The organism is Mycobacterium sp. IS-836, assembly GCF_001954275.1.
Lineage (GTDB): Bacteria > Actinomycetota > Actinomycetes > Mycobacteriales > Mycobacteriaceae > Mycobacterium.
Window position 1 is genome coordinate 119397 of the sequence record NZ_MBEU01000075.1, and the last position, 19842, is coordinate 139238.

20 protein-coding genes and 3 pseudogenes are annotated in these 19842 nt (G+C 65.9%); 13 read left to right on the plus strand and 10 right to left on the minus strand.

Going from position 1 to position 19842, the window contains the following annotated elements; translation table 11 throughout:
• Nucleotides 1-236: 236 nt before the first annotated feature.
• The 4 genes from A5747_RS21560 to A5747_RS21575 all read right to left on the minus strand — a co-directional run bounded on the left by A5747_RS21560 (nt 237) and on the right by A5747_RS21575 (nt 3125).
• Nucleotides 237-845, minus strand: coding sequence for a TetR/AcrR family transcriptional regulator (locus A5747_RS21560; protein WP_076128120.1), 609 nt, complete (start codon nt 843-845; stop codon nt 237-239).
• Nucleotides 846-991: 146 nt separating this feature from the next.
• Complete coding sequence (locus A5747_RS21565; protein WP_076128122.1) at nt 992-1933, minus strand: alpha/beta hydrolase; 942 nt, start codon at nt 1931-1933, stop codon at nt 992-994.
• Between the two features lie 89 nt (nt 1934-2022).
• Nucleotides 2023-2622, minus strand: coding sequence for a methylated-DNA--[protein]-cysteine S-methyltransferase (locus tag A5747_RS21570; protein ID WP_076128124.1), 600 nt, complete (start codon nt 2620-2622; stop codon nt 2023-2025).
• Nucleotides 2619-3125: an RNA polymerase sigma factor gene (locus A5747_RS21575; protein ID WP_076128126.1), complete on the minus strand. Its 507-nt coding sequence runs from the start codon at nt 3123-3125 to the stop codon at nt 2619-2621. The genes A5747_RS21570 and A5747_RS21575 overlap by 4 nt, the downstream gene beginning before the upstream one ends.
• Nucleotides 3126-3260: 135 nt before the next feature.
• Between A5747_RS21575 and A5747_RS21580 the strand changes: the two genes are divergently transcribed.
• From A5747_RS21580 to A5747_RS21615, 8 genes are all read left to right on the plus strand, one after another.
• The gene (locus A5747_RS21580; RefSeq protein ID WP_076128249.1) at nt 3261-3935 is read left to right on the plus strand and encodes a S9 family peptidase; all 675 of its coding nucleotides are present in this window, start codon (nt 3261-3263) and stop codon (nt 3933-3935) included.
• A 52-nt stretch (nt 3936-3987) separates the two neighbouring features.
• Nucleotides 3988-4500 (plus strand): methylated-DNA--[protein]-cysteine S-methyltransferase, encoded by a 513-nt coding sequence (locus A5747_RS21585; protein WP_076128129.1) that lies wholly within the window; start codon nt 3988-3990, stop codon nt 4498-4500.
• The gene (locus A5747_RS21590; RefSeq protein ID WP_076128131.1) at nt 4500-5213 is read left to right on the plus strand and encodes a 2OG-Fe(II) oxygenase; all 714 of its coding nucleotides are present in this window, start codon (nt 4500-4502) and stop codon (nt 5211-5213) included. The genes A5747_RS21585 and A5747_RS21590 overlap by 1 nt, the downstream gene beginning before the upstream one ends.
• 31 nt (nt 5214-5244) lie before the next feature.
• The gene (locus A5747_RS21595) at nt 5245-5910 is read left to right on the plus strand and encodes a nitroreductase family protein (RefSeq protein WP_076128251.1); all 666 of its coding nucleotides are present in this window, start codon (nt 5245-5247) and stop codon (nt 5908-5910) included.
• Nucleotides 5911-5958: 48 nt separating this feature from the next.
• A complete protein-coding gene (locus tag A5747_RS21600) occupies nt 5959-7764 on the plus strand; it encodes an N-acetylglutaminylglutamine amidotransferase (RefSeq protein WP_076128253.1) in 1806 nt (601 codons plus the stop codon).
• Nucleotides 7761-9554: an N-acetylglutaminylglutamine synthetase gene (gene ngg, locus A5747_RS21605; protein WP_076128133.1), complete on the plus strand. Its 1794-nt coding sequence runs from the start codon at nt 7761-7763 to the stop codon at nt 9552-9554. The genes A5747_RS21600 and ngg overlap by 4 nt, the downstream gene beginning before the upstream one ends.
• A gap of 132 nt (nt 9555-9686) precedes the next feature.
• A complete protein-coding gene (locus A5747_RS21610) occupies nt 9687-11324 on the plus strand; it encodes a PPE family protein (RefSeq protein WP_076128135.1) in 1638 nt (545 codons plus the stop codon).
• A 100-nt stretch (nt 11325-11424) separates the two neighbouring features.
• Entirely contained in the window at nt 11425-12288 is an 864-nt protein-coding gene (locus tag A5747_RS21615; protein WP_076128137.1) for an SMP-30/gluconolactonase/LRE family protein, read from the plus strand.
• Between the two features lie 365 nt (nt 12289-12653).
• On the opposite strand, the gene A5747_RS21620 is transcribed toward A5747_RS21615, so the two are convergent.
• The gene (locus A5747_RS21620; RefSeq protein WP_076128139.1) at nt 12654-13076 is read right to left on the minus strand and encodes an SRPBCC domain-containing protein; all 423 of its coding nucleotides are present in this window, start codon (nt 13074-13076) and stop codon (nt 12654-12656) included.
• Between the two features lie 85 nt (nt 13077-13161).
• Here A5747_RS21620 and A5747_RS25795 point away from each other — a divergent pair.
• A pseudogene (locus A5747_RS25795) lies at nt 13162-13419 on the plus strand (hypothetical protein); the annotation flags it as partial.
• A 21-nt stretch (nt 13420-13440) separates the two neighbouring features.
• Here the strand turns inward: A5747_RS25795 and A5747_RS25570 are convergent.
• The 3 genes from A5747_RS25570 to A5747_RS25135 all read right to left on the minus strand — a co-directional run bounded on the left by A5747_RS25570 (nt 13441) and on the right by A5747_RS25135 (nt 14428).
• Entirely contained in the window at nt 13441-13605 is a 165-nt protein-coding gene (locus A5747_RS25570) for a hypothetical protein (RefSeq protein ID WP_233148101.1), read from the minus strand.
• A gap of 287 nt (nt 13606-13892) precedes the next feature.
• The gene (locus tag A5747_RS21625) at nt 13893-14138 is read right to left on the minus strand and encodes a hypothetical protein (RefSeq protein ID WP_076128142.1); all 246 of its coding nucleotides are present in this window, start codon (nt 14136-14138) and stop codon (nt 13893-13895) included.
• 116 nt (nt 14139-14254) lie between these two features.
• Nucleotides 14255-14428 carry a hypothetical protein gene (locus tag A5747_RS25135; protein ID WP_158070284.1) on the minus strand — a complete coding sequence of 58 codons (174 nt, stop codon included), beginning with the start codon at nt 14426-14428 and terminating at the stop codon, nt 14255-14257.
• 99 nt (nt 14429-14527) lie between these two features.
• Here A5747_RS25135 and A5747_RS21630 point away from each other — a divergent pair, with 99 nt between their 5' ends.
• Nucleotides 14528-15355 carry a DUF1906 domain-containing protein gene (locus tag A5747_RS21630; RefSeq protein ID WP_076128144.1) on the plus strand — a complete coding sequence of 276 codons (828 nt, stop codon included), beginning with the start codon at nt 14528-14530 and terminating at the stop codon, nt 15353-15355.
• Between the two features lie 29 nt (nt 15356-15384).
• On the opposite strand, the gene A5747_RS21635 is transcribed toward A5747_RS21630, so the two are convergent.
• Complete coding sequence (locus tag A5747_RS21635) at nt 15385-15993, minus strand: LGFP repeat-containing protein (protein ID WP_076128146.1); 609 nt, start codon at nt 15991-15993, stop codon at nt 15385-15387.
• A 247-nt stretch (nt 15994-16240) separates the two neighbouring features.
• Here A5747_RS21635 and A5747_RS21640 point away from each other — a divergent pair, with 247 nt between their 5' ends.
• The 3 genes and pseudogenes from A5747_RS21640 to A5747_RS25805 form a co-directional block, all read left to right on the plus strand.
• Nucleotides 16241-16696 carry a DUF1942 domain-containing protein gene (locus A5747_RS21640; RefSeq protein ID WP_076128149.1) on the plus strand — a complete coding sequence of 152 codons (456 nt, stop codon included), beginning with the start codon at nt 16241-16243 and terminating at the stop codon, nt 16694-16696.
• Between the two features lie 119 nt (nt 16697-16815).
• Nucleotides 16816-17334, plus strand: a pseudogene (locus A5747_RS25800) (peroxiredoxin); the annotation flags it as partial.
• Between the two features lie 126 nt (nt 17335-17460).
• A pseudogene (locus A5747_RS25805) lies at nt 17461-17802 on the plus strand (DUF742 domain-containing protein); the annotation flags it as partial.
• A 17-nt stretch (nt 17803-17819) separates the two neighbouring features.
• Here the strand turns inward: A5747_RS25805 and A5747_RS24675 are convergent.
• On the minus strand, nt 17820-19805 hold the full coding sequence (locus A5747_RS24675) for a serine/threonine-protein kinase (protein ID WP_083700583.1): 1986 nt from the start codon (nt 19803-19805) through the stop codon (nt 17820-17822).
• Nucleotides 19806-19842 lie beyond the last annotated feature (37 nt).

Consider the following 19842-nt stretch of genomic DNA (forward strand, 5'->3'; position numbering starts at 1 on the left):
CCTTCCTTACCGCGCAACGGTGATGTGGTCGGCGAGAACGTTCCCCGCGGGCGGAATCGTCGCCAGGTGGGCGCGCGATTTACACCGCTCAGCAAGGAAATTCGGCGATTGGTGTGATTCCTGCGCCTCGACCCCCACCTCGCATTGCGGAGGCCTTCTCGAGTACCGCAACCAGAGCATAGTACATGATGTGCATATCTTGCACATCATGCAACAATCAGGGGCGGTGTTTCAGATCACTTCGTGAAGATGCTGTTGACCAGCGCGGCGGCGCGCTCCACGTAGGGCATCGGCGTGTCGTCGGGGTCTCTCGGCTTTCCGCTTGCCCACCGTTCGATGCCCGAACGCACGGCCGTCAGCGCCAGCGCGGAGATCAAGGCGGCCATCTCGTCGTCGGGACGCATCGCCTGGCGGCGGACGATGATGTCGGTCAATTGGTTCTGGAACCGCTCCAGCTCGGCCAGGAATGCCGCCAGCACCGCGGGGGAGGTCTTGGCGAGTTCGAGCATGCCGGTGGCCTGCTCGCGCCGCGGCGGCGTGTCACGGAGATGGTGTGCGGCCAGGGCGATCAGCTCTGCCAGCACCACCGAGTAGGGGGCGGGCCCGGCGGCGACGAAGTCCGCGGCCAGCTCGGGCGGGAGGTCCGAGGGCCCGTAGGCGATCGCGGACTCCTTGTTCGGGAAGTAGTTGAAGAACGTGCGCGTCGACAGTCCGGCTTCGACGCAGATTTCCTCGATCGTCACCTTGTCGAAGCCGCGTTCTTGTGCCAGGCGCACCGCGGCGTCGCGGATATCCGCGCTGGTCTGGCGGCGACGGCGCTCGCGCAGACCCACCTGATTGGTCATAACCCTATAGTTGCACGTTCTGCACACTTTGCAGTCAACTGGCGCAAAGTGGATTCGGATGGCCCGCTGATGGCCCTGCCGGCGCCGCATGGGCTCCCGCCCCCGGGCATCACCGAAAACCGTTCAACGGCAAGGCGATTTGATCGTCAGGGGGACAGGTTTCCGGTCGGCGTGGCTAGGGCGGACCATAGGTGATCGCGTTGGCTGGCGAAGAAGGCCACCGATATCGGAGCCTTTTCCGCGATCTGGTCGAACGCATGAAATGCGCCCGGGACGATCTCCTCGTGGACGCTCACCCCCGCCTCGCGCAGGCGTCGCGCGTACTCCAGACACTCTTGATAGAACAGGTCCAGCGTCCCGACACCGATCCAGGCCGGCGGCAGGCCCGTCAAATCTTCCCGGCGCGCCGGCACCGCCTCCTTCGGGTCCGCGCCGTCGAGGTACCAGCGCCAGGCCAACTGGTTGTCGGATTCCGTCCACATGAGGCGCTTCAGGCCATCGCGAGTGGCGCCCGTGCGATCGTCGAGCATCGGGTAGACCAGCATCTGGTAGGCGAGTTTGACGTCGCCGCGATCGTGCGCACGCTGTGCCACCGCGGCCGCGAAATGTCCACCGGCACTTGCTCCGCCGACGGCGACGCGATCGGCGTCCACCCATGGCTGGCGCGCCAACCACCGCAGCGCCGCATAGCAGTCTTCCACCGGTGTGGGATACGGGTGTTCGGGAGCGAGTCGATATTCGACCGCCGCCACCGCGACACCGGTGAGGCGGGACAGCTTGCGGCAGTACTTGTCGTCCTGCACCGCGGTCCCCATGATCGTGCCGCCGCCGTGGATCCACAGCAGCGCCGGCGCCCGATCGGGAAGGCCCGTCGGGCGATGGAGGCGGACCTTGACGTGTTCGTTGACCGCGACCACCGGTACGCTGCGGAGCCGGCCCGCGTTGCCCATCAGCAGCATCAGCGCCCGCTGGACTTTGTAGCCGCGGTGCAGGGCATATCCCCGGGGCAAGAAGGGGGCCACCTTGCGCAAGCCGGGATCCAGCGCCCGTCGTGACGTGAAAGGCTTGTCGGACGATCTGCTTGCCATGGATGCCCTCTGCTCCGGTGCCAGGCCACGTTGACCATACACAGCGGAAACAGTGTCGATATAGGAATTCGCCGCGGCCGGCGAACCCGTCAGGGCCGCTCGAGGTCGAGCAGAACGCGCTTGGCGTCGGGCCCCCCGCGGTATGCACCGACGGCTCCGTCGGACCGGATCACCCGGTGGCACGGCACGACGATAGGGATCGGGTTGGTCGCGCACGCGGTGCCGACGGCGCGCACCGCCTTGGGGGAGCCGGACAGCCGGGCCAGCGTGGCATAGCTGGTGGTGCTGCCGTAGCCGATATCGGCATTGAGGCGTTCCAGCACCGTGCGCCGAAACCCTTGCGACAGCGACCAGTCCAGCGCAACCTCGAAGCTCCGCCGCCGGCCGGCGAAGAACTCCTCGAGTTGCCGCGCGACCGGATCCAGCCGCGCGGGCGCCTCCAGCACTCGCGGGCTGACGCGGGCAGCGAGGTTCTGCAGCACCGCGTCGCGGCTTTCGTTGGCGAACGCGACCCGCAGCAAGCCGAGGGGGGTCGCCGCCAACAGCAGTGGGCCGACAGCGGAATCCACTGTGCGATAGGCGATGTCGAGTAGATCGCTGTTCTGGGCGTCCTGTTCCAGGCGCGCGTGCAGCCGCTTGAGATGGGCCGGGTCAACCGGGAAGTGCCGGGACAGGCTTGGTGTGGTCATCGATTTTCCCTTGTGTTGTCGAGAAGCGGATAGGTGCGTCGGAGTGTGGCGATCCCGTCGGCGGCGGCGCGCCGGGCGGCGGCCTCGCTGCTGTCGAGGATCAGCGCGATCTCCGCATAAGGAAGGCCGGCCAGGTAGTGATAAGCCACGGCGTGGCGCTGTTTGGGTGGTAATGCGCCCACCGCGGTGTCCAAGTCGAGGTCGTGGCGATCTGTCCGGTCGGGGGCGGGGACATCGGGCGGGTCGGCGACCGGGATGGCCCGGCGTGATGCTGTGCGGGTGATGTCGATGGCCTTGCGATGCGCGATCGTCACCAGCCATGCCTCGATGTTGGCGTCGGACGGCAGCCGCGGGTAGGCCTTCAAGGCGGCCAGGAAGGTGTCCGACCATGCGTCATCGGCATCGCTGTGGCCGACCACCGCGCGGACCACGCGCAGCACCGTGGCGCCGTGCCGTGCCACGACGGCCTCGAACGGCGGCTTCGGATGCTGGTGGGCCGTCACCCCGGCATCACCGGCAGGCTCGGGTATGCATTCGCGCTCCTCCGTACGGATTAAACAACTCAACTATGAAGACGTCGGCGCGCCATGGAATGTGAGAAACGATTGGATCCGCCGCGCCTGGGCACCCTGGTGTCCGTGCAGACGGTCGAGTACGCCCCGGAACGATTGGCCGATGTTTACGGCGACGCGACGCAACCCGCGGTCTTGCTGTGGCACGGCATGCAGTCCGATGCGCGCACCGTCGTACGGCCCCTTGCCGGTTTGCTCGCCGGCCACGGCGTTGCGGTGGTCGTCCCGGATTGGAACTCCCATGCTCACGACGGCGGCCGCGCGGACTTGTTGCGATCGGTGGACTTCGTCCGGCAGCGAGCCAGCGACACGGGCGGCATCCTGCTTGTCGGGTGGTCTCTGGGAGGCGCGGCCGCGGCGGGCCTGGCAGTCGAGGCCGGACGGTTCGAAATCGTTGTCGCCCATACGGTTTGCCTCGCAGGCGCTTTCATGGTCCCCGATCCCATTTCGGGTCGGACCCTCACCGAGGAAGTTCCTTCTGCGCGTGTCGGGGCGCCATTCACTTTGTTGCACGGTCTCGCGGACGACGCGGTGCCGGTGGCAGCGAGCAGGGCCTTCGCCAACGGCCTTCAACGCATCGGCTGGCCGGTGGATTTGGTGGAGTTGGAAGCCGATCATGGGTCGATCGCCGGCGCGGTGTACGACCCGCTCGCCGATCGCTACGAGCCGGCGGAGGGCGGAGCGGCCCAGCAGGTGGCAGCCGAGGTCGCCGCTCGGATCGCAGCGATACTCGGTCGTTGATCGATCTCACGCTTCCGGCTCGGTCGTCGTTTACCCAGAAGGAGGGAAAACGATGACAACACGACACACGGTGATCGATAGCCCACTGGGCGAGCTGACACTCGTCGCCAACGGCGACGCCCTGACCGGCGTGTACTTCCGGCATCACTGGCACCCGCCCACGACGGACACGCTGGGCAACTACGTCGAGGCAACCGCCGACGAGTTGTTCGATCGCACCAAGAACCAGCTCGACGAATACCTCGCCGGGAAGCGGACCGAATTCGAGCTTCCCGTCGTAGCGACCGGCGACCCGAACGATCGGCGAATCTGGGATCTGCTCCCCGATATCGCCTACGGCCAGACCGCTACCTACGGCGAGTTGGCTGCCAAATTGGCCGACGGCACCACCGCATATGACGTCGGCCAAGCCGTCGGGCGCAACCCGCTCAGCATCGTGGTGCCTTGCCATCGCGTCGTCGGAAAGAACGGTGCCCTAACCGGTTACGCTGGCGGCCTGAAGCGCAAGCGATTCCTGCTGGACCTCGAGGAGCCGGCGCCCGCGGCGGCCGGTAGGTTGTTTTGATGCCGTCGACGTGGCGCCGGCGCGTCGACGCCGCCGACTGGGACGCGGTCGCCGCGGAAATGGACGATGTCGGCGGCGCACTGCTCCCACGGCTGCTCACCGCACGCGAGTGTGGCAAGGTCCGTGATCTCTATCGCGACGACGGGCTTTTTCGCGCGACGATCGACATGGGTCGGCACCGCTACGGGCAAGGCGAATACCGCTACTTCAAACAGCCCTACCCGCACCCGATCGAAGCGCTGAAGCAAGCTCTCTACCCCCGGCTGCTACCGATCGCCCGCGACTGGTGGACCAAACTGCGCCGCGAGGCCCCGTGGCCCGACACCCTCGACGAATGGCTGGAAATGTGCCATCGCGCCGGTCAAACCAAGCCCACCGCTCTGATGCTCAAGTACGGGCCGGGGGACTGGAACGCCCTGCACCGAGACCTCTACGGAGACCTGGTCTTTCCGCTTCAGGTCGTCATCAACCTCAACGAGCCGGGCGCAACGCACACGGGTGGCGAATTCCTGCTCGTCGAGCAGCGGCCCCGGGCACAGTCACGCGGCACCGCCACGACGCTGCCGCACGGCCACGGCTACATCTTCACCACCAGAGAACGACCGGTCCGCTCGACCCGGGGATGGTCGGCCGCCCCGGTCCGCCACGGAGTGTCGGCGGTCCGCTCCGGCGAGCGCTACACCCTCGGATTGATCTTTCACGACGCCGCCTGAAAGCCGCTTCGCTTCGGGCACCATGTTGCTCATGGAGCTTTACGACGTCATGCGCACCACGCCCGCTGTGCGCGAATTCACCGACGATCCACTTCCCGACGAGATTCTCGAACGGATCCTCGATAGCGCCCGCTTCGCGCCGACAGGCGGTAACCGGCAGGGCGTGCGCGTCGTCGTGCTTCGCGATCGGCACAGCCGGTCAGCGTTGGCGGACCTGGGGCTTACCGCCGCCCGCCGCTACACCGCCCAGCTCGCCAACGGCGAGTCACCGTGGAATCCGTTGCAGCCCAGTGCCGTAGACCGGTCAACGATCGAGGCGACCGAGCCACCGCCGCAGATGTCGGCCCCGCTGCGCGAAGCGCCCGTGACGCTGGTGGTCTGCCTCGATCTCGCCGTCGTCGCCGCAACCGATCAAGCTCTCGATCGGATCGCCGTGGTACCCGGGGCGTCGGTGTACCCGTTCGTGTGGAACGTGTTGCTGGCCGCGCGCAACGAGGGCTACGGCGGCGTGCTCACAACAATGGCCGTGGCCGAGGAGCCGCGCGTCAAAGAGCTGCTCGGGGTGCCCGACACGTTCGCCGTCGCCGCGATCCTGCCGTTGGGCAAACCGGTTCGCGAGGTGACGAAGCTGCGGCGACGGCCCGTCGCCGAGTTCGCTACCCGTGAGCGCTTCGACGGTCCGCCCTTCGCTGGCTGAACAAGGCGGCGTGCGCGCGCCGGAATGGCTCTCGGTACGCTGGAACGGATGTGTGGAGCCACCGGTGAGGTGCGACTCGACGGCCGCGTCCCAGATGTAGCGGCGGTAGCAGCGATGGCTGAGGTCATGGCGCCGCGAGGGCCGGACGGGGCGGGCGCCTGGTCACAAGGGCGTGTTGCCCTGGGTCATCGTCGCCTCAGAATCATCGATCTGACCGAGCACGGCGCCCAACCAATGGTCGATTCCGACTTGGGCCTGGCGCTGGCCTGGAACGGCTGCATCTACAACTACAAGGAGCTCCGCCGCGAGCTCGAGGGTTACGGCTACCGTTTCTTTTCCCACAGCGACACAGAGGTGCTGATCAAGGCCTACCACCGGTGGGGCGACGATTTCGTCAGCCACCTGATGGGGATGTTCGCGTTCGCCATTGTCGAACGCGACAGCGGCCGGGTGTTGTTGGGTCGCGACCGGCTCGGGATCAAGCCCCTGTACTTGACCGAAAACGATCACCGGATCCGCTTCGCGTCGACTTTGCCGGCGTTGCTTGCCGGGGGTGGCGTGGACACCAGGATCGACCCCGTCGCGCTGCACCACTACATGACGTTTCACTCCGTCGTGCCGGCACCGCTGACCATCCTGCGTGGAGTTCGCAAGGTCCCGCCCGCGTCGCTCGTTGCCATCGAGCCCGACGGCAAACGCACCACCACCACGTACTGGACACCGAACTTCACGAGGCGAGACGATCGCGCGGACTGGTCCGAACGCGACTGGGAGGACGCCGTGCTGTCCTCACTGCGCGTCGCGGTCAAGCGCCGCCTCGTCGCTGATGTGCCGGTCGGCTGCCTGCTGTCCGGTGGTGTCGACTCCAGCCTGATCGTCGGGCTGCTCGCCGAAGCCGGGCAGCACGGCCTGTCCACCTTTTCCATCGGCTTCGAATCAGCCGGCGGCGTCGCGGGAGACGAGTTCCGCTGGTCGGACATCATCGCCGAACGTTTCGGCACCGACCATCATCAGATCCGCATCGGGACGGACCGCATGCTGCCCGCGCTCGACGGGGCGATCGCCGCGATGAGCGAGCCGATGGTCAGCCACGACTGCGTCGCCTTCTACCTGCTCAGCCAGGAAGTGTCGCGTCATGTCAAGGTCGTGCAGTCGGGTCAGGGCGCCGACGAGGTGTTCGCCGGCTATCACTGGTATCCGCCGATGCAATTACCCGCGGCGGCCACTCTAGAGGGTGCGGTCGCGCAATATCGCGGCGCCTTCTTCGATCGCGATGCGGAAGGCGTTGCGGCGCTTCTCGGGCCAGGCAACGCGGCTTCCGGTGATCCCAGCGTGCGCTTTGTCACCGAGCATTTCGCGCAGGCCAACGCCGACACCGGTGTCGACCGTGCGCTCCGGCTCGACACGACGGTGATGCTGGTGGACGACCCGGTCAAACGGGTGGACAACATGACGATGGCCTGGGGGTTGGAGGGCCGGGTTCCCTTCCTCGACCATGAGTTGGTCGAGCTCGCGGCGACCTGCCCGCCGGAGTTGAAGATCGCTCAAGGCGGCAAGGGAGTTCTCAAAGAGGCCGCGCGGCGGGTAATCCCGTCGGAAGTCATCGATCGGCCCAAGGGGTATTTCCCGGTGCCCGCCCTGACTCACCTGGAAGGCCCGTACCTCGATTTGGTTCGCAATGCGCTGTATTCGCCGGAGGCCAAGGAGCGGGGGCTGTTCGACACAGACGCGGTCGATGCGCTCCTGGCGGACCCCAACGGCAAGCTGACCCCACTGCGCGGCAACGAACTCTGGCAGATCGCGCTGCTCGAACTCTGGTTGCAGCGCCACGGCGTGACGGGATCTGCGGCGTGACCGCCATCGAACCGTCCGAGGAGAATCCCGAGGCGATCACACTCAGCCTGCACGATGCGTCGCCGGACCACCTGGCGAAGGCCATGGCCGAGGACGTCGAGCTCGAATTGGGCTGGGGGCGACTGATTTTCGGTCAGACTTTCGTCGACGCGGGCAAGCTGACCGAGACGTTGCGACGGGAAGCGCCCGGGCGGCGGGACATCTGTATCTACGCCCACGAATCCCACGTCGTGGTGGCCGGATCCCCGAGCGAGCTGTTCATCGATCCCAGCCACACCTATCGGCTGCGCTTCGGCGAGTCCGATCAGGAAGACTTGACACCCTCACCGCTCGGCGTGACCGTGCGCACGCTGAACGACCCGGACGATGCCGACGCGATGAACCGCGTATTCGTGCGCTGCGGAATGGTTCCTGCGCCGGTCGAAACGATTTGGGACAACCACCAACACGTGGAGGCGGTGACATATCTACTCGCGGTGCGCGACAACGACGGCGCGGTGGTGGGCACCGTCACCGGTGTCGACCATGAGTTGCTCTTCAAAGATCCGGAGCGAGGATCCAGCCTGTGGACGCTGGCCGTCGACCCCGCCGCGGCACTTCCCGGCATAGGCGAAGCCCTGACCCGGGCTTTGGCCGAGCACTTCCGCAGGAAGGGGCGCGCCTATCTGGATCTGTCGGTGGCGCACGACAATGCCGGCGCCATAGCGCTTTACGAGAAGCTGGGCTTTCGACGAGTTCCGGTGCTGGCCATCAAGCGGAAGAACGCGATCAACGAACCGCTGTTCACGCCGCCGCCCGAGACGGTCGAGGACCTCAATCCCTACGCCCGGATCATCGCCGACGAGGCGTTGCGCCGCGGCATCTGGGTGGAGGTCCTCGATGCCGAAACCGGTGAGATGCGACTCGCGCACGGTGGCCGCACCGTGATCACGCGTGAATCACTGTCGGAGTTCACGTCGGCGATTGCGATGTCGCGTTGCGATGACAAGCGTTTGACGCGCCGCCTTGTCTCCGAAGTGGGCATCACGGTGCCTCGTGCCCGGCTGGCCACGTTCGACAAGAGCGACTTCGACTTTGTGACCGAGGTTGGGGAGGTCGTCGTCAAGCCGACGCGCGGCGAGCAGGGCAACGGCATCACCGTGGGCATCACCGCCGACGATGGTCCCGACGAGCTCACCGCCGCATTGAGAAGGGCGCAAGCGGAATACCACGAGGTGCTGATCGAGGAGCGGGTGCGCGGCGACGATCTCCGGTTGGTAGTGATCGACGGCCGGGTGATCGCCGCCGCGCTGCGGATGCCGCCCGAAATCATCGGCACGGGTGACCACACGGTGCGGGACTTGATCGCGGCCGAGAGTCGGCGGCGATCCGCGGCCACCGGCGGTGAGTCCCGGATCCCGCTCGACGAGGTCACCGAGGCGACGGTCGCCGAAGCGGGTTGGACGCTCGACGATGTGCTGCCGAAAGGGACTCGACTTCGCGTTCGCCACACCGCCAACCTCCATCAGGGCGGCACGATCCACGATGTCACCGCCCAGGTGAACCCGGAACTGTGCCATGTCGGGGTGGCGGCCGCGGCGGCGATCGGTATCCCGGTGACGGGTATCGACCTCATCGTGCCGGACATCGCCGGCACGGAATACGCCTTCATCGAGGCCAACGAGCGGCCGGGGCTGGCCAACCACGAACCACAACCCACCGCCGCGGCCTTTCTCGACTATCTCTTTCCCAGTCAGCCCGGCAATCCGCTGGCCTGGACTCCCGAAGAGGCCCAGCACCCGCGCGACTGATGTGAATCGTATTGCCGTGTGCACCAAGGGAATTCATCACTGTGACGATTCAGTGGGGTAGTGGGGCCCGGACGTCAAGTTAGCTTATGCTAACTTGACCGCCTACGCGTTTGGGGGTAGGGGGCTGGGCGTATGACCGCGCCTATATGGATGGCCGCACCGCCGGAGATGCACTCGGCACTGCTGAGCGCCGGGCCCGGTCCGGCATCGTTGCTTGCGGCATCGGACGCGTGGAACGCGTTGAGCACCGAATATGCCTCGGTGGCCGAGGAGGTCGCCGCGGTGTTGGCCAGTGTGCTGGCGGGGGCATGGGAGGGGCCGACCGCGGAGTCGTATGCGGCCGCGCATGTGCCATATCTGGCGTGGCTGATTCAGGCCAGCGCCAACAGCGCCGCAGCGGCCGCGCAGCTTGAGACCGCGGCGACGGCCTACACCGCCGCGTTGGCGGCCATGCCGACGCTGGCCGAGCTGGCCACCAACCACATCGTCCACGGCGGGTTGGTGGCGACCAATTTCTTCGGGATCAACACCATCCCGATTGCGCTCAACGAGGCCGACTATGTGCGGATGTGGATCCAGGCCGCGACCACGATGAGCACCTATGAGGCGACGTCCAGCTCCGCGGTTGCGTCGACCCCACCGACAACCCAGGCGCCCGTGGTGGTAAACCCTGTGTCGACGTGGGTCAGTTCTGTGACCAGTGCCGTCCAAACCGCAGAGCAACTCGCCCAAGACGCATCCACCCTGAACCTGTCCGAATTGGGGTCGGCGGTCCTGAACTTGATCCAAAACTTCAGCGTCGCGGCCTTCATGGAGGATCCGATCGGGTACAGCCAGCAGGTCGTCGAGTCCTTCGTAGGGCAGTTCCCTCTGCTTTCGGACCTTTATTTCGGATTCGGCGGCGACCACCTCTTCGAATTCGCGGCCAATCCGGTGGGGTTCGTGGAGAACATCATCAACAAGTTCCTGGCGGATCCGGTGACCGCGCTGAGTAATCCGTTTTTGCTGGTCCTGAGTCCGGACGATTTCGCATCGATCGGCTACAGCGTTTTTTCTCCGTTCATCCCCGCGGCGGTTGCCCCCGTCGGGGCGGTGGGCGGCATCGCGGGATTCGCGGAGCTGGCTCAGGCGCCCGGGCCGACAGGCGCCCCGCCCGCCATCGCGCCGGCGCTCCCACCCGCGGTGGCCGCGCCCGCGGCGCTGCCGCTCGCCGGGATGGCTCCCACCGGGACCGCACCGGCCGTCACCCCTGGCACGGCTCCGGCCCCGGCACCCGCGGCGAGTGCGGTCGCTACGCCGGCGGCTCCAGCGCCGGTAGGCGCCGGCGGGGTGGGTTTCATCCCCCCTTACGCCGTCGGGCCTCCCGGCATCGGGTTCGGTTCCGGGCAGGGCGCCAGGGCTGGCTCCAGCGCGAAAACGCAAGCATCGCAGCCCGATAGCGTTGCGGCGCTCTCAGCGGCGGCCGCGCGCGAGCAGGCGCGGGCCCGGCGGCGGCAGGCCGCGAAGCAGCGCGGGCACAACGACGAGTTCATGGATATGGATGTCGAGGTTGATCCGGACTGGGCTGCGCCGCCGGACGAGCAGCCTGTCGTGTCGACTCTGGCCTCGGATCGTGATGCGGGGCCCCTGGGGTTTGCGGGGACTCTGTCGAAGGGCTGTGGCGAGCCGACGGGCTTGACCACGCTGTCGAGCGACGAGTTCGGCGGGGGACCGACCGCGCCCATGCTGCCGAATACGTGGGACCACGACCATCCCGGGGAAAAGGACTGAACCACAAGACAATTCGTCACACTGACGAATTGAGGTCGATGTCTCAGGCACAAACGGCCGCGTCGGGGGAGTCGTAGCGCGACTACTAGGATGTGGCCTCATGGTCGAGCACCTGCCCCCCGTCCGCACTCTGCTGGCCGGCCTGGTGATGGTCGAGTCAGCCCGGTGGCACGAGGGTCGATTGTGGTTCGCCCACTGGGGTGTGGGCGAGGTTGTCGCCGTCGACATGGACGGTACTGCCGAGGTGATGGCCCCGGGTCCGCGCCAGATGGGCTGGTCGATCGACTGGCTGCCCGACGGGCGTCTGATCACCACCGGTCCGTCGGTGACTCGGCACGAACCGAATGGGGCGCTGGCGACGCATTGCGAGCGGGGCGGCAACGAGATCGTGATGGACCCGCGCGGCCACATGTATGTCAATGGCTTCGATTTCGACTTCGTCGGCGGCGGCACGCCCGAGCCGGGCTGGATCAACCTGGTCGCGCCCGACGGGACCTACCGTCAGGTCGCGGGTGACATCGAGTTTCCCAACGGCATGGTCGTTACGCCCGACGGCTCCACCCTGGTAATCGCCGAATCGTTCGCTGGGCGGTTGAGCGCGTTCGATATTCACGAGGACGGTTCATTGTCCGGCCGTCGGGTGTGGGCCGAGGGGCTGGGCCCCGACGGCATCTGCATCGACGCCGAGTCGGCGATCTGGTCCCAGACCGCCGACGTTTTTTCCCATACGGGCGATCCGGACGCTCCCGCCGGCGCGTGCGTGCGGGTGCTCGACGGCGGCGAGATCACCCACCGCGTCGAGACCGAGCTGCCCTGCTTCGCGTGCACCCTCGGCGGTCCCGACGGCCGGCACCTGTTCCTGCTCTGCAACGAATTCGAGGGCGTCGACCAGCTGCAGGCGGTGCAGGCCCGCCGGTCCGCCAAGATATTCGTCACCGAGGCGCCTGTCCCGAGGGCGGGCTGAGGTTTACGGTATCGCCAATAGCCCTGCCGGCCAAGACATTTCGTCACTGTGACGTATTACCGGTGCTGTGCAGCAGGAAGCGGGGGCCGGTGTCGACCCGCCGGCTTCCCGGATTGCCGGCACCTACTAGGCGTCACCTAAACGTCCGAACCATCCACGCACTGGGACCTTCTTCGGCAACCGTGCGCGCCGCGGCGGGTCCGCGGAGCAGCGCTGCACTGACGCCGGCGGTATCCGATCACCGGGGACGCGAGTTCTTTAACCAAATGCGACCTGCGCATGCTTCTACCGATAAGCGACATTATGTCAAGTCAGCCGAGACTGTTGCCGCCGCCCAGATCCCCCAACTACGTCGTTCGAACCCGCTATCCCTCGACGGTCTTCTTTAGGCCCGACAGCATCGAAGTCCAGTTCGCCTCGGCTCGGTTGGATTCGTCCGGGCTTGCGTTGTTGTCCTGGGACAGCTTCACCCGAGTGCCTGAATTCGTGGACGTCAGTTCGTAGGTCAATGTGTGGTAGTTCTCCGGTTTGTCCGGCAGGCCGGTCATGGGGCTGAAATGCGTGACCCGCAACAAATGCGGCTCCTGCACGTCGATAACCGACCCCTTGTCCTCGTATGCAGTTCCGTCATATTCGCCCGACCATGTGATAGGGCTGCCTGGTTTCCAGTCGGTATCGACGCGTGTTCCGAAGAAGTACTTTTTCACGATCTCCGGATCGGTGAGTGCCTGCCACACCCGCTGAATGGGTGCGTTGACATCGACTTCAGCGGTCGCTGTGAACGTCATCGATGACCCTCCTCCACTAGATATATGACTGAGTCATATTTCGACTACCCTGTAATGCGACCAAAGAAACCAAGCGGCGGGTGCGATGGACAACCACGACGGCGAGCAGCTGATTAACTGGGTGGCGGTAGCCGCGCTCGCCATCAGCGACGCCATTTACGACTCGCTCGAAGCGTCGACCCGGCAGGATCGCAGCGCCGCCGTAGCGCTGGTCGCGTTGGCGGATTTGGCGCACGCGGGGTCCGTTCAGTCGTTGAGCTCGATGATGGGTGTCACTCACTCGGGTTGCGTCCGGATCGTGGATCGACTGGCTCGCGACGGGCTCGTTGACCGGAGGCCCGGTGCGGACGGCCGCACCCGCTCCCTAGCGCTGACAGCCGAAGGACGACGACTTGCGCACCGGTTGCGACGCGCTCGCCACGATGCGGTCGTCGCCGCGCTCAGGCGGCTGAGTGGCGAGCAACGGAATCAGCTTCGCGGGATAAGTCGTGCGGTCGTTGGGACGTTGGCGCACGACCGCCTCGAACATCGCCGAACTGGGCAGTCGCCGGGCGGCGGCTGGCTGTGCCGGCTATGTGATGCGGCAGCCTGCGGGCGCGATGTCGGTCAGTGCCCAGCCGCGAACGTGGCCCACCGGCGTGATGCATGAACACAGCCGCAACCGATCAGTACTTGCGCTCCCCTGCCACACGCCGACCACCCACCGATTTCGCTTGCCGTCCAAGGGGTCCCGCGTACTCCGGGTCGAGCAGGCGGTCTTCGTGTGTTGCGGTCTTCCAGGCCCCACGGGGCGAGCCTTCCGTGCCGTATCCGCTGCTAACCCATTGTCAAGATCGCGGCCGCGGCGACGCCAATCACCGTTGCAAGAGCCACCAAAATCACCGCGATCGCAGCGCGCACGATCTCTTCTTCCGTGAGTCGCCAGCGCGGCTTCGATTCGACAAGAACGGTGTCCCCTCGACGGGCAATTGCGTTCACTTTTGCGACCGCCAAAAAGACATCGTCATGCCCGTCGGTTGCGTCTTTGTCGACTGGGTTGTGCTCGGCGATTGCGGTGGTCATATCAGCCCCCGGGCGTACGAACGCCGATCGGCGTTATTAGGTAGGGAGGTCGAAAGGTTCGGCCTTCTCGTATATCCGAAGATACGTGTACGAGATCACGATTGCGGTAATGCTCCTTAACGGTCACAGCACACAACGCGGTGCAGTCCCCGCATGATCACCTCGACAAGACCATCGAATTGTTTCGACGTCGTCGCGTCGGCCTCGAGGTGGGCCAGCATGCGGTAGACCAGGGCGCGATTCAGTCCAATTGCTACGCCGAGCCGTTCGCGCGCCGCGTCCGAGGTCATAGCCGAACGGTCACCGTTTGGTATCCGTTTGGGAGCGCAACCGCGTTTCGGCTGGCGCAGCCCTATCGGTAACAACAGTCACATCGTTAACATCGCGCGATGCACAGTTTGCCCCCGCTGGCCAGCGACGTGCGACCGCGAGCGGCTTCTCGGCGCGACGCGCTGCGCTATGCAATAGCGTTGGCCGGTTTGGGTGTCGGATCATTAGGCTGCGGGATGCCGGCGGCGGCCGCCGCCGCTCCTCCCCAACTGATCGACTTCGCCGCGCGCCAAATTCCTGCGCAGCAGATTCGAGCTGCCGGCTATAGCGGTGTGGTCACCTACGTTTCGGAGTCGCGTCCTGGCTCATCGTTTGGCGCCAAGCCGATCACTCGGCCCTACGCCGACTCATTGAAAGCCGCAGGCCTGGTGATCGTCAGTAACTACCAATACGGCAAACCTGGTGGGTCGGCACCGTCGGACTTCACGCGCGGCTACGCCGGCGGCATCGCGGACGCGCGCACCGCCTGGCAGCTGCACACCGCCGCGGGTGGCAGCCAAGGTGCACCGATTTTCTTCACGATCGACGAGGACATCAATCGCGACACCTGGAATCGCAGCGCGCTTCAGTGGTTTCGCGGAATCAACTCGGTTCTTGGCGTTCAACGCACGGGAGTCTACGGAGGCGTGAGGGTGTGTGAGTGGGCCGCGGCCGATGGCGTTGTCGGGTCTTCGAGCACACCTGGTCGCCGCTGGGTTTGGCAAACTCGAGCCTGGTCCGGCAATCAGGTCCACCCCGCCGCTGTTCTCTACCAGCGAGTCGTGAGCACCTCGTCCAATCCCGGGCCGAAGGTCGGCGGACTCGAAGTCGACGTCAACGACGTCCTGGCTTCCGATTGCGGCCAGTGGAACCTCCATGCGAGCCATCCCGGTGGCGATGTGCGGTAGTGGCGAGATCGCTGAACGCCTGATTCGGGCTACAGCCCCGACGGTACGGCCTTGCCGTTCACCGTCACCTCGACCTGGCCGGTCTTCGGGTTGTACTCGATCTTGCCGTGCTCGAAGTTCGACACGAGCAGATCGCCGACGGCGTTCGCGTCGCTGGTGGGCAAGCCCAGCGGACCTGCCGAACCGTTGGTGCCGGTGACTGCGGGCGTGCCGTCCGGGTCGCGCGGGACATTCCAGGCCTCCCGGATCTTGCCCACGGTGATGTATGCGGGCGTGCCGGCCGCGCCGTTCTTGGCGGTGATCGCGCCGCCCTGGAACTGCTGGAACACCACGCCGCTGTCCCGTGTTCCGGCGTTGCGGTCACCCGTCAGCGGCTTGCCGAGAGCCTTCTTCTGATCCTCGGTTGCCGACGAGTACTTGGCAGCGATCGGGCCGGTTAGCGTCACCTCGATGTCGCTCTCCCCGATCAGCTTCACCTCGGTGGGCGGCGCTGGCGATTTAGACGTGGAACTGGCGTTCGCCCCGACCTGAGACGGTGGCGACGCGTCGACCCTCTGGCCAGTGCTGCAGCCGGCAGTGATCAGCGCGACGGCGGCCAGGCCGACGACTGCCGGGTGGCGGTATGCGATCGTTCTCATGGGCTTCCTCCCCGTCTTCCCGTGGTGTTGGTCAACTTGCGGCTGGCATTCCCGCCCGGCCCCGGACCACAACCGAACCACTTGAGTTGCGCAGGCGTCGCGGTCGTCGTAGCTCCGAACGACCTTACGACGCGGTCATAGCCGGCCAGGCAGAGCATCGCATCGATGGTTTGAAATTCCGAGCTGTGGATAGACCTCCATCCAACTGCCGCTCCTGGATAGCGGCACATCACGAAGGGAGTCAGACGTGGCGTTCTCACACATTGCATCGAAAACAACGGCAGCCACGGCTGCACTGGCGGCGGCGGGAATCCTCGCGGCGACGCCGGCATGGGCCGATCCGCAAGTGCTGCAATTCGGCCAGATGGCAGAGCTTTCCAGTAATGGCGGCACCATCGACTACACCGTGAGCAACCTGCAGCCCAGCGGCCACAACGACGGCATCTGGTACTCCGACGTCACCGCCACCGGTGTCAGCGGCAACGCAACTCCGAACATTGCCGACTTCAACGCTCGGGCCGTCAACAGTTCCACGTTCGCGGTGATGAAGGGCAACCAGACCGACGGCCTTCCGGAGGGGCCACTCCCCTTAGGCACCCCTGTTAAGGGCCGCATTTACTTCGACGTTCGCAACGGCACGAACCCCGACAGTGTCGTCTACCGGGACGCCGGAGGCACGGACAAGGTCGTCTGGAAGGGCTAGCAACTCGGCACGCGTCCCCGCCCAACCGGGTGTGTCGGCCACGACCAGCTAGCTGTTCGGCGATGACCGAATTATCGGAGCCGTTCCGCTTCGGCGCCTCCCCGCGTTAGTCTTTGCCGATGATCGCGGGCGAGAAGGCGCCTGACTTCACTCTGCACGATCACACCGGTCAGCCTCGGACACTGGCGGCGCTCCTTTCCGACGGCCCGGTGGTGCTGTTCTTCTTTCCATTAGCGTCTTCACCGATCTGTACAGCCCAGGCCTGTCATTTTCGGGACCTGAGCAACGAATTCGCCCGGGTGGGCGCCCAGCGGGTCGGCATTAGCACCGACACCGTCGACAAGCAGGCCCACTTCGCCCAACAGCGCTCATTCGACTATCCACTGCTCTCCGACGCTGACGGTGTCGTGTCCGAGCTATTCGGGGTGCGCCGGGGCAGGTTCGCCAAGCTGCGCCGATCCGTCGTGGCGCGTGAGGCGGCCCGGGGTGGCCGGCACAGTCGGCGCCGCGGCCTGCTGGCCCGGCTGCTGCCGGTCAGGCGGACCACGTTCGTCATCGACACCGACCGCACCGTGCTCAAGGTCGTCTCCAACGAGCTGCGCGCATCGGTGCACGCCGACCAGGCCTTGTGGTTCCTGGAACACCACAACACGTCGCCACCGGTCCGCGAGAAGCACACCGACGCGCATCAGCTGTCGGAGGGCGAGAGCGAACCGGTCGGCGACTGGTTCACCGAACCTCAAACCGCCGACGAGCCGAGCCCGGTGCGGCCATACGCGCTGACGGCTGGCCATACCGACTCTGGTGTCGAATTGCCACTCGAGGCGCGGATCGAAGCGCTCAACACCACAGCGAAGCCGGCGCGCTGGCCGAGAAATGATGTGCGGGGCCAGATCCTCGCGTGGTGCGTGGACAGCCCCTCGGTCGCGGAGATCGCGGCTCGTCTGGCCTTGCCGCTCGGCGCGACGCGGTTTCTGGTCGGCGACCTGGTGACAAAAGGTTATTTGCGGGTGCACGCCCCCCTCGGCGACTCGATGACAATCGACGAGCGACGTGAACTGATAAAAAGGACGCTGCGCGGCCTGCGCGCACGCCACTCGGCTTGACGAAGTGTCCTCGCGTCTCACCCGCGTTCGATCACTGACACCGAGCCGTGGTTCAGATCGCTGGTGACGTAAGCGAAATGCGTGTTTGGGTCGACAGCGATGGCGAGCGGATTGTTCCCGACGGGAAGGATTCCGGTGACGGTGCGTTTCGCGGTGTCGATCACCGACACGGACGCACCGCTGTAGTTGGCGACGTACGCGGTCTTCGTCGCCGGGTCCACCGCCACACCGGCGGGGCGTTGTCCGACGGGCACACTCGCCGTGACGGTGAGGCTATTGGTGTCGACGAAGGACACCGACGCGTCGTCGCCGCTGGCGATGTAGGCCGTGTGCGAATCGGTATCGATTGCGATGCCGGCCGGGCGGCCACGAAGCGCGACGGAACCGATAACTGTTCGGTTCGCCGTATCGATAACCGTCACTGTCGGATCGGCAGTCGTGACAAACAGGCGGTGGGCGGTCCGGTCGATGGCTACCCGGCTTGGACCTTTTCCTGTGGGCACCGTCGCCGTCACGGTATGCGTGGTCGTGTCGATGACCGACACCGATGCGCTATCACCAGTGGTGGCATAGGCGATACGCGCATCCGGGTCGACCACTACTCCGCCGGGATGGGTACCGACACCTACCGAGGCGATGACCTTATTGCTGGCGATGTCGATGACCGACACGGAGGAGTCGTCGTAGTTGGTGACGTAAATGGTCTTGGTCGACGGATCCACCGCCAGGCCCACGGGGTGCCGCCCCACAGCGGTCGTGGCTGTGACCGTGCGGCTGGCGGTATCGACTGCCGAGACGGAGTTGGAACCGGTGTTCGCGACGTAGACGCTGTGTTCGGCGGAGTCGACCGCGATGCCGAAGGCGCCGTTACCCACCCGGATTGAGCCGGCGATCGTGGGCGGACCACTCGGCGGTGCCGTGACCGTCCCGCTCGGTGCCGGAGGTGGTACCACGGCCGCCGGGGATTCCGTCGTGCGCGTAGCTGCGGTCGTGGATGTGTGCGTGCGCAGAAGGTATACGCTCGCGCCCACCAGGGCCACGATCGCCGCAATCACCGCGGCGACCACCCACGGCCGCTTAGCGCGTTTGAGATTTCCCTCGACGAACTGGAATGTGTTGCGGGGCAATGCTTTCTGCACGTGCTCCGTTGGCTCACCGACCGTGGGTGCCTGAACAGTCGGGTCCGGTAGGCGCATCGGCATAGTGATCGCGTCACGAGCGGCGCGTGCCATTTCCACCGGGGTGGAGTAGCGCTGGGCAGGGTCCTTGGCCATACCCGTAGCGATGACCGCATCGAACCCCGGCGGCGCGCCGGAGTCCGATGGCCGCGGCGGCGGGGCCGACAGATGCCCTGCCACTTGTTGCTCGATGCTGTCACCCGGAAATGGGGCGCCTCCCGTCAAGCACTCATAGAGCACGCAGGCCAGCGCGTAGATGTCGGAGCGCGCATCGGCCTGACCGACACCGAAACGCTCCGGTGCCATGTAGCGCAGCGTGCCCATTACCACGTCCGTGCCCGTCAGGCCGGTCTCACCCACAGCGCGCGCGATCCCGAAATCGATCAGATACGCAAAATCGTTGTCGTCGAGCAAGATGTTGGAGGGCTTGATGTCCCGATGGACCAATCCGATCTTGTGCGCGGCATACACGGCGTGCGCCAGCTGCTCGACGATGTGCACCGCGCGTGCGGGTGGCATCGAGCCGGAGGCCAGCACGGTTGCCAGGTCGCGGCCTTCGATCAGCCGCATGTCGACGAATAGCCGCCCGTCGATCTCGCCGTAGGTGTGAATCGGCACCACGTGAGGGTCGTTTAACTGCGCCGCCGCGTGGGCCTCGCGACGGAATCGCTGTTGAAACGTCCTGTCCGCTGCAAAATGCGCCGGGAGAACTTTGAGCGCGACGATCCGATCGGTGACGGTGTCATAGGCCCGCCAGACCTCGCCCATGCCGCCTCGGCCAAGCAAGTTGATTAGCCGGTACTGGCCGAACGGGGTCCCTTCCACCGAAACCTCCCGACAGCAGCAAGCCAGCAACACCATA

Excerpts from the sequence above, each read along its gene's own strand:
- A5747_RS21600 (WP_076128253.1), top strand. The coding sequence starts at position 5,959 with ATGTGTGGAGCCACCGGTGAGGTGCGACTCGACGGCCGCGTCCCAGAT.
- A5747_RS25570 (WP_233148101.1), bottom strand. The coding sequence starts at position 13,605 with ATGTTCGAGGCGGTCGTGCGCCAACGTCCCAACGACCGCACGACTTAT.
- A5747_RS21610 (WP_076128135.1), top strand. The coding sequence starts at position 9,687 with ATGACCGCGCCTATATGGATGGCCGCACCGCCGGAGATGCACTCGGCA.
- A5747_RS21585 (WP_076128129.1), top strand. The coding sequence starts at position 3,988 with ATGACAACACGACACACGGTGATCGATAGCCCACTGGGCGAGCTGACA.
- A5747_RS21595 (WP_076128251.1), top strand. The coding sequence starts at position 5,245 with ATGGAGCTTTACGACGTCATGCGCACCACGCCCGCTGTGCGCGAATTC.
- A5747_RS21565 (WP_076128122.1), bottom strand. The coding sequence starts at position 1,933 with ATGGCAAGCAGATCGTCCGACAAGCCTTTCACGTCACGACGGGCGCTG.
- A5747_RS21635 (WP_076128146.1), bottom strand. The coding sequence starts at position 15,993 with ATGAGAACGATCGCATACCGCCACCCGGCAGTCGTCGGCCTGGCCGCC.
- A5747_RS21630 (WP_076128144.1), top strand. The coding sequence starts at position 14,528 with ATGCACAGTTTGCCCCCGCTGGCCAGCGACGTGCGACCGCGAGCGGCT.
- A5747_RS21625 (WP_076128142.1), bottom strand. The coding sequence starts at position 14,138 with ATGACCACCGCAATCGCCGAGCACAACCCAGTCGACAAAGACGCAACC.
- A5747_RS21620 (WP_076128139.1), bottom strand. The coding sequence starts at position 13,076 with ATGACGTTCACAGCGACCGCTGAAGTCGATGTCAACGCACCCATTCAG.
- A5747_RS21615 (WP_076128137.1), top strand. The coding sequence starts at position 11,425 with ATGGTCGAGCACCTGCCCCCCGTCCGCACTCTGCTGGCCGGCCTGGTG.
- A5747_RS21560 (WP_076128120.1), bottom strand. The coding sequence starts at position 845 with ATGACCAATCAGGTGGGTCTGCGCGAGCGCCGTCGCCGCCAGACCAGC.
- A5747_RS25135 (WP_158070284.1), bottom strand. The coding sequence starts at position 14,428 with ATGACCTCGGACGCGGCGCGCGAACGGCTCGGCGTAGCAATTGGACTG.
- A5747_RS21570 (WP_076128124.1), bottom strand. The coding sequence starts at position 2,622 with ATGACCACACCAAGCCTGTCCCGGCACTTCCCGGTTGACCCGGCCCAT.
- A5747_RS21590 (WP_076128131.1), top strand. The coding sequence starts at position 4,500 with ATGCCGTCGACGTGGCGCCGGCGCGTCGACGCCGCCGACTGGGACGCG.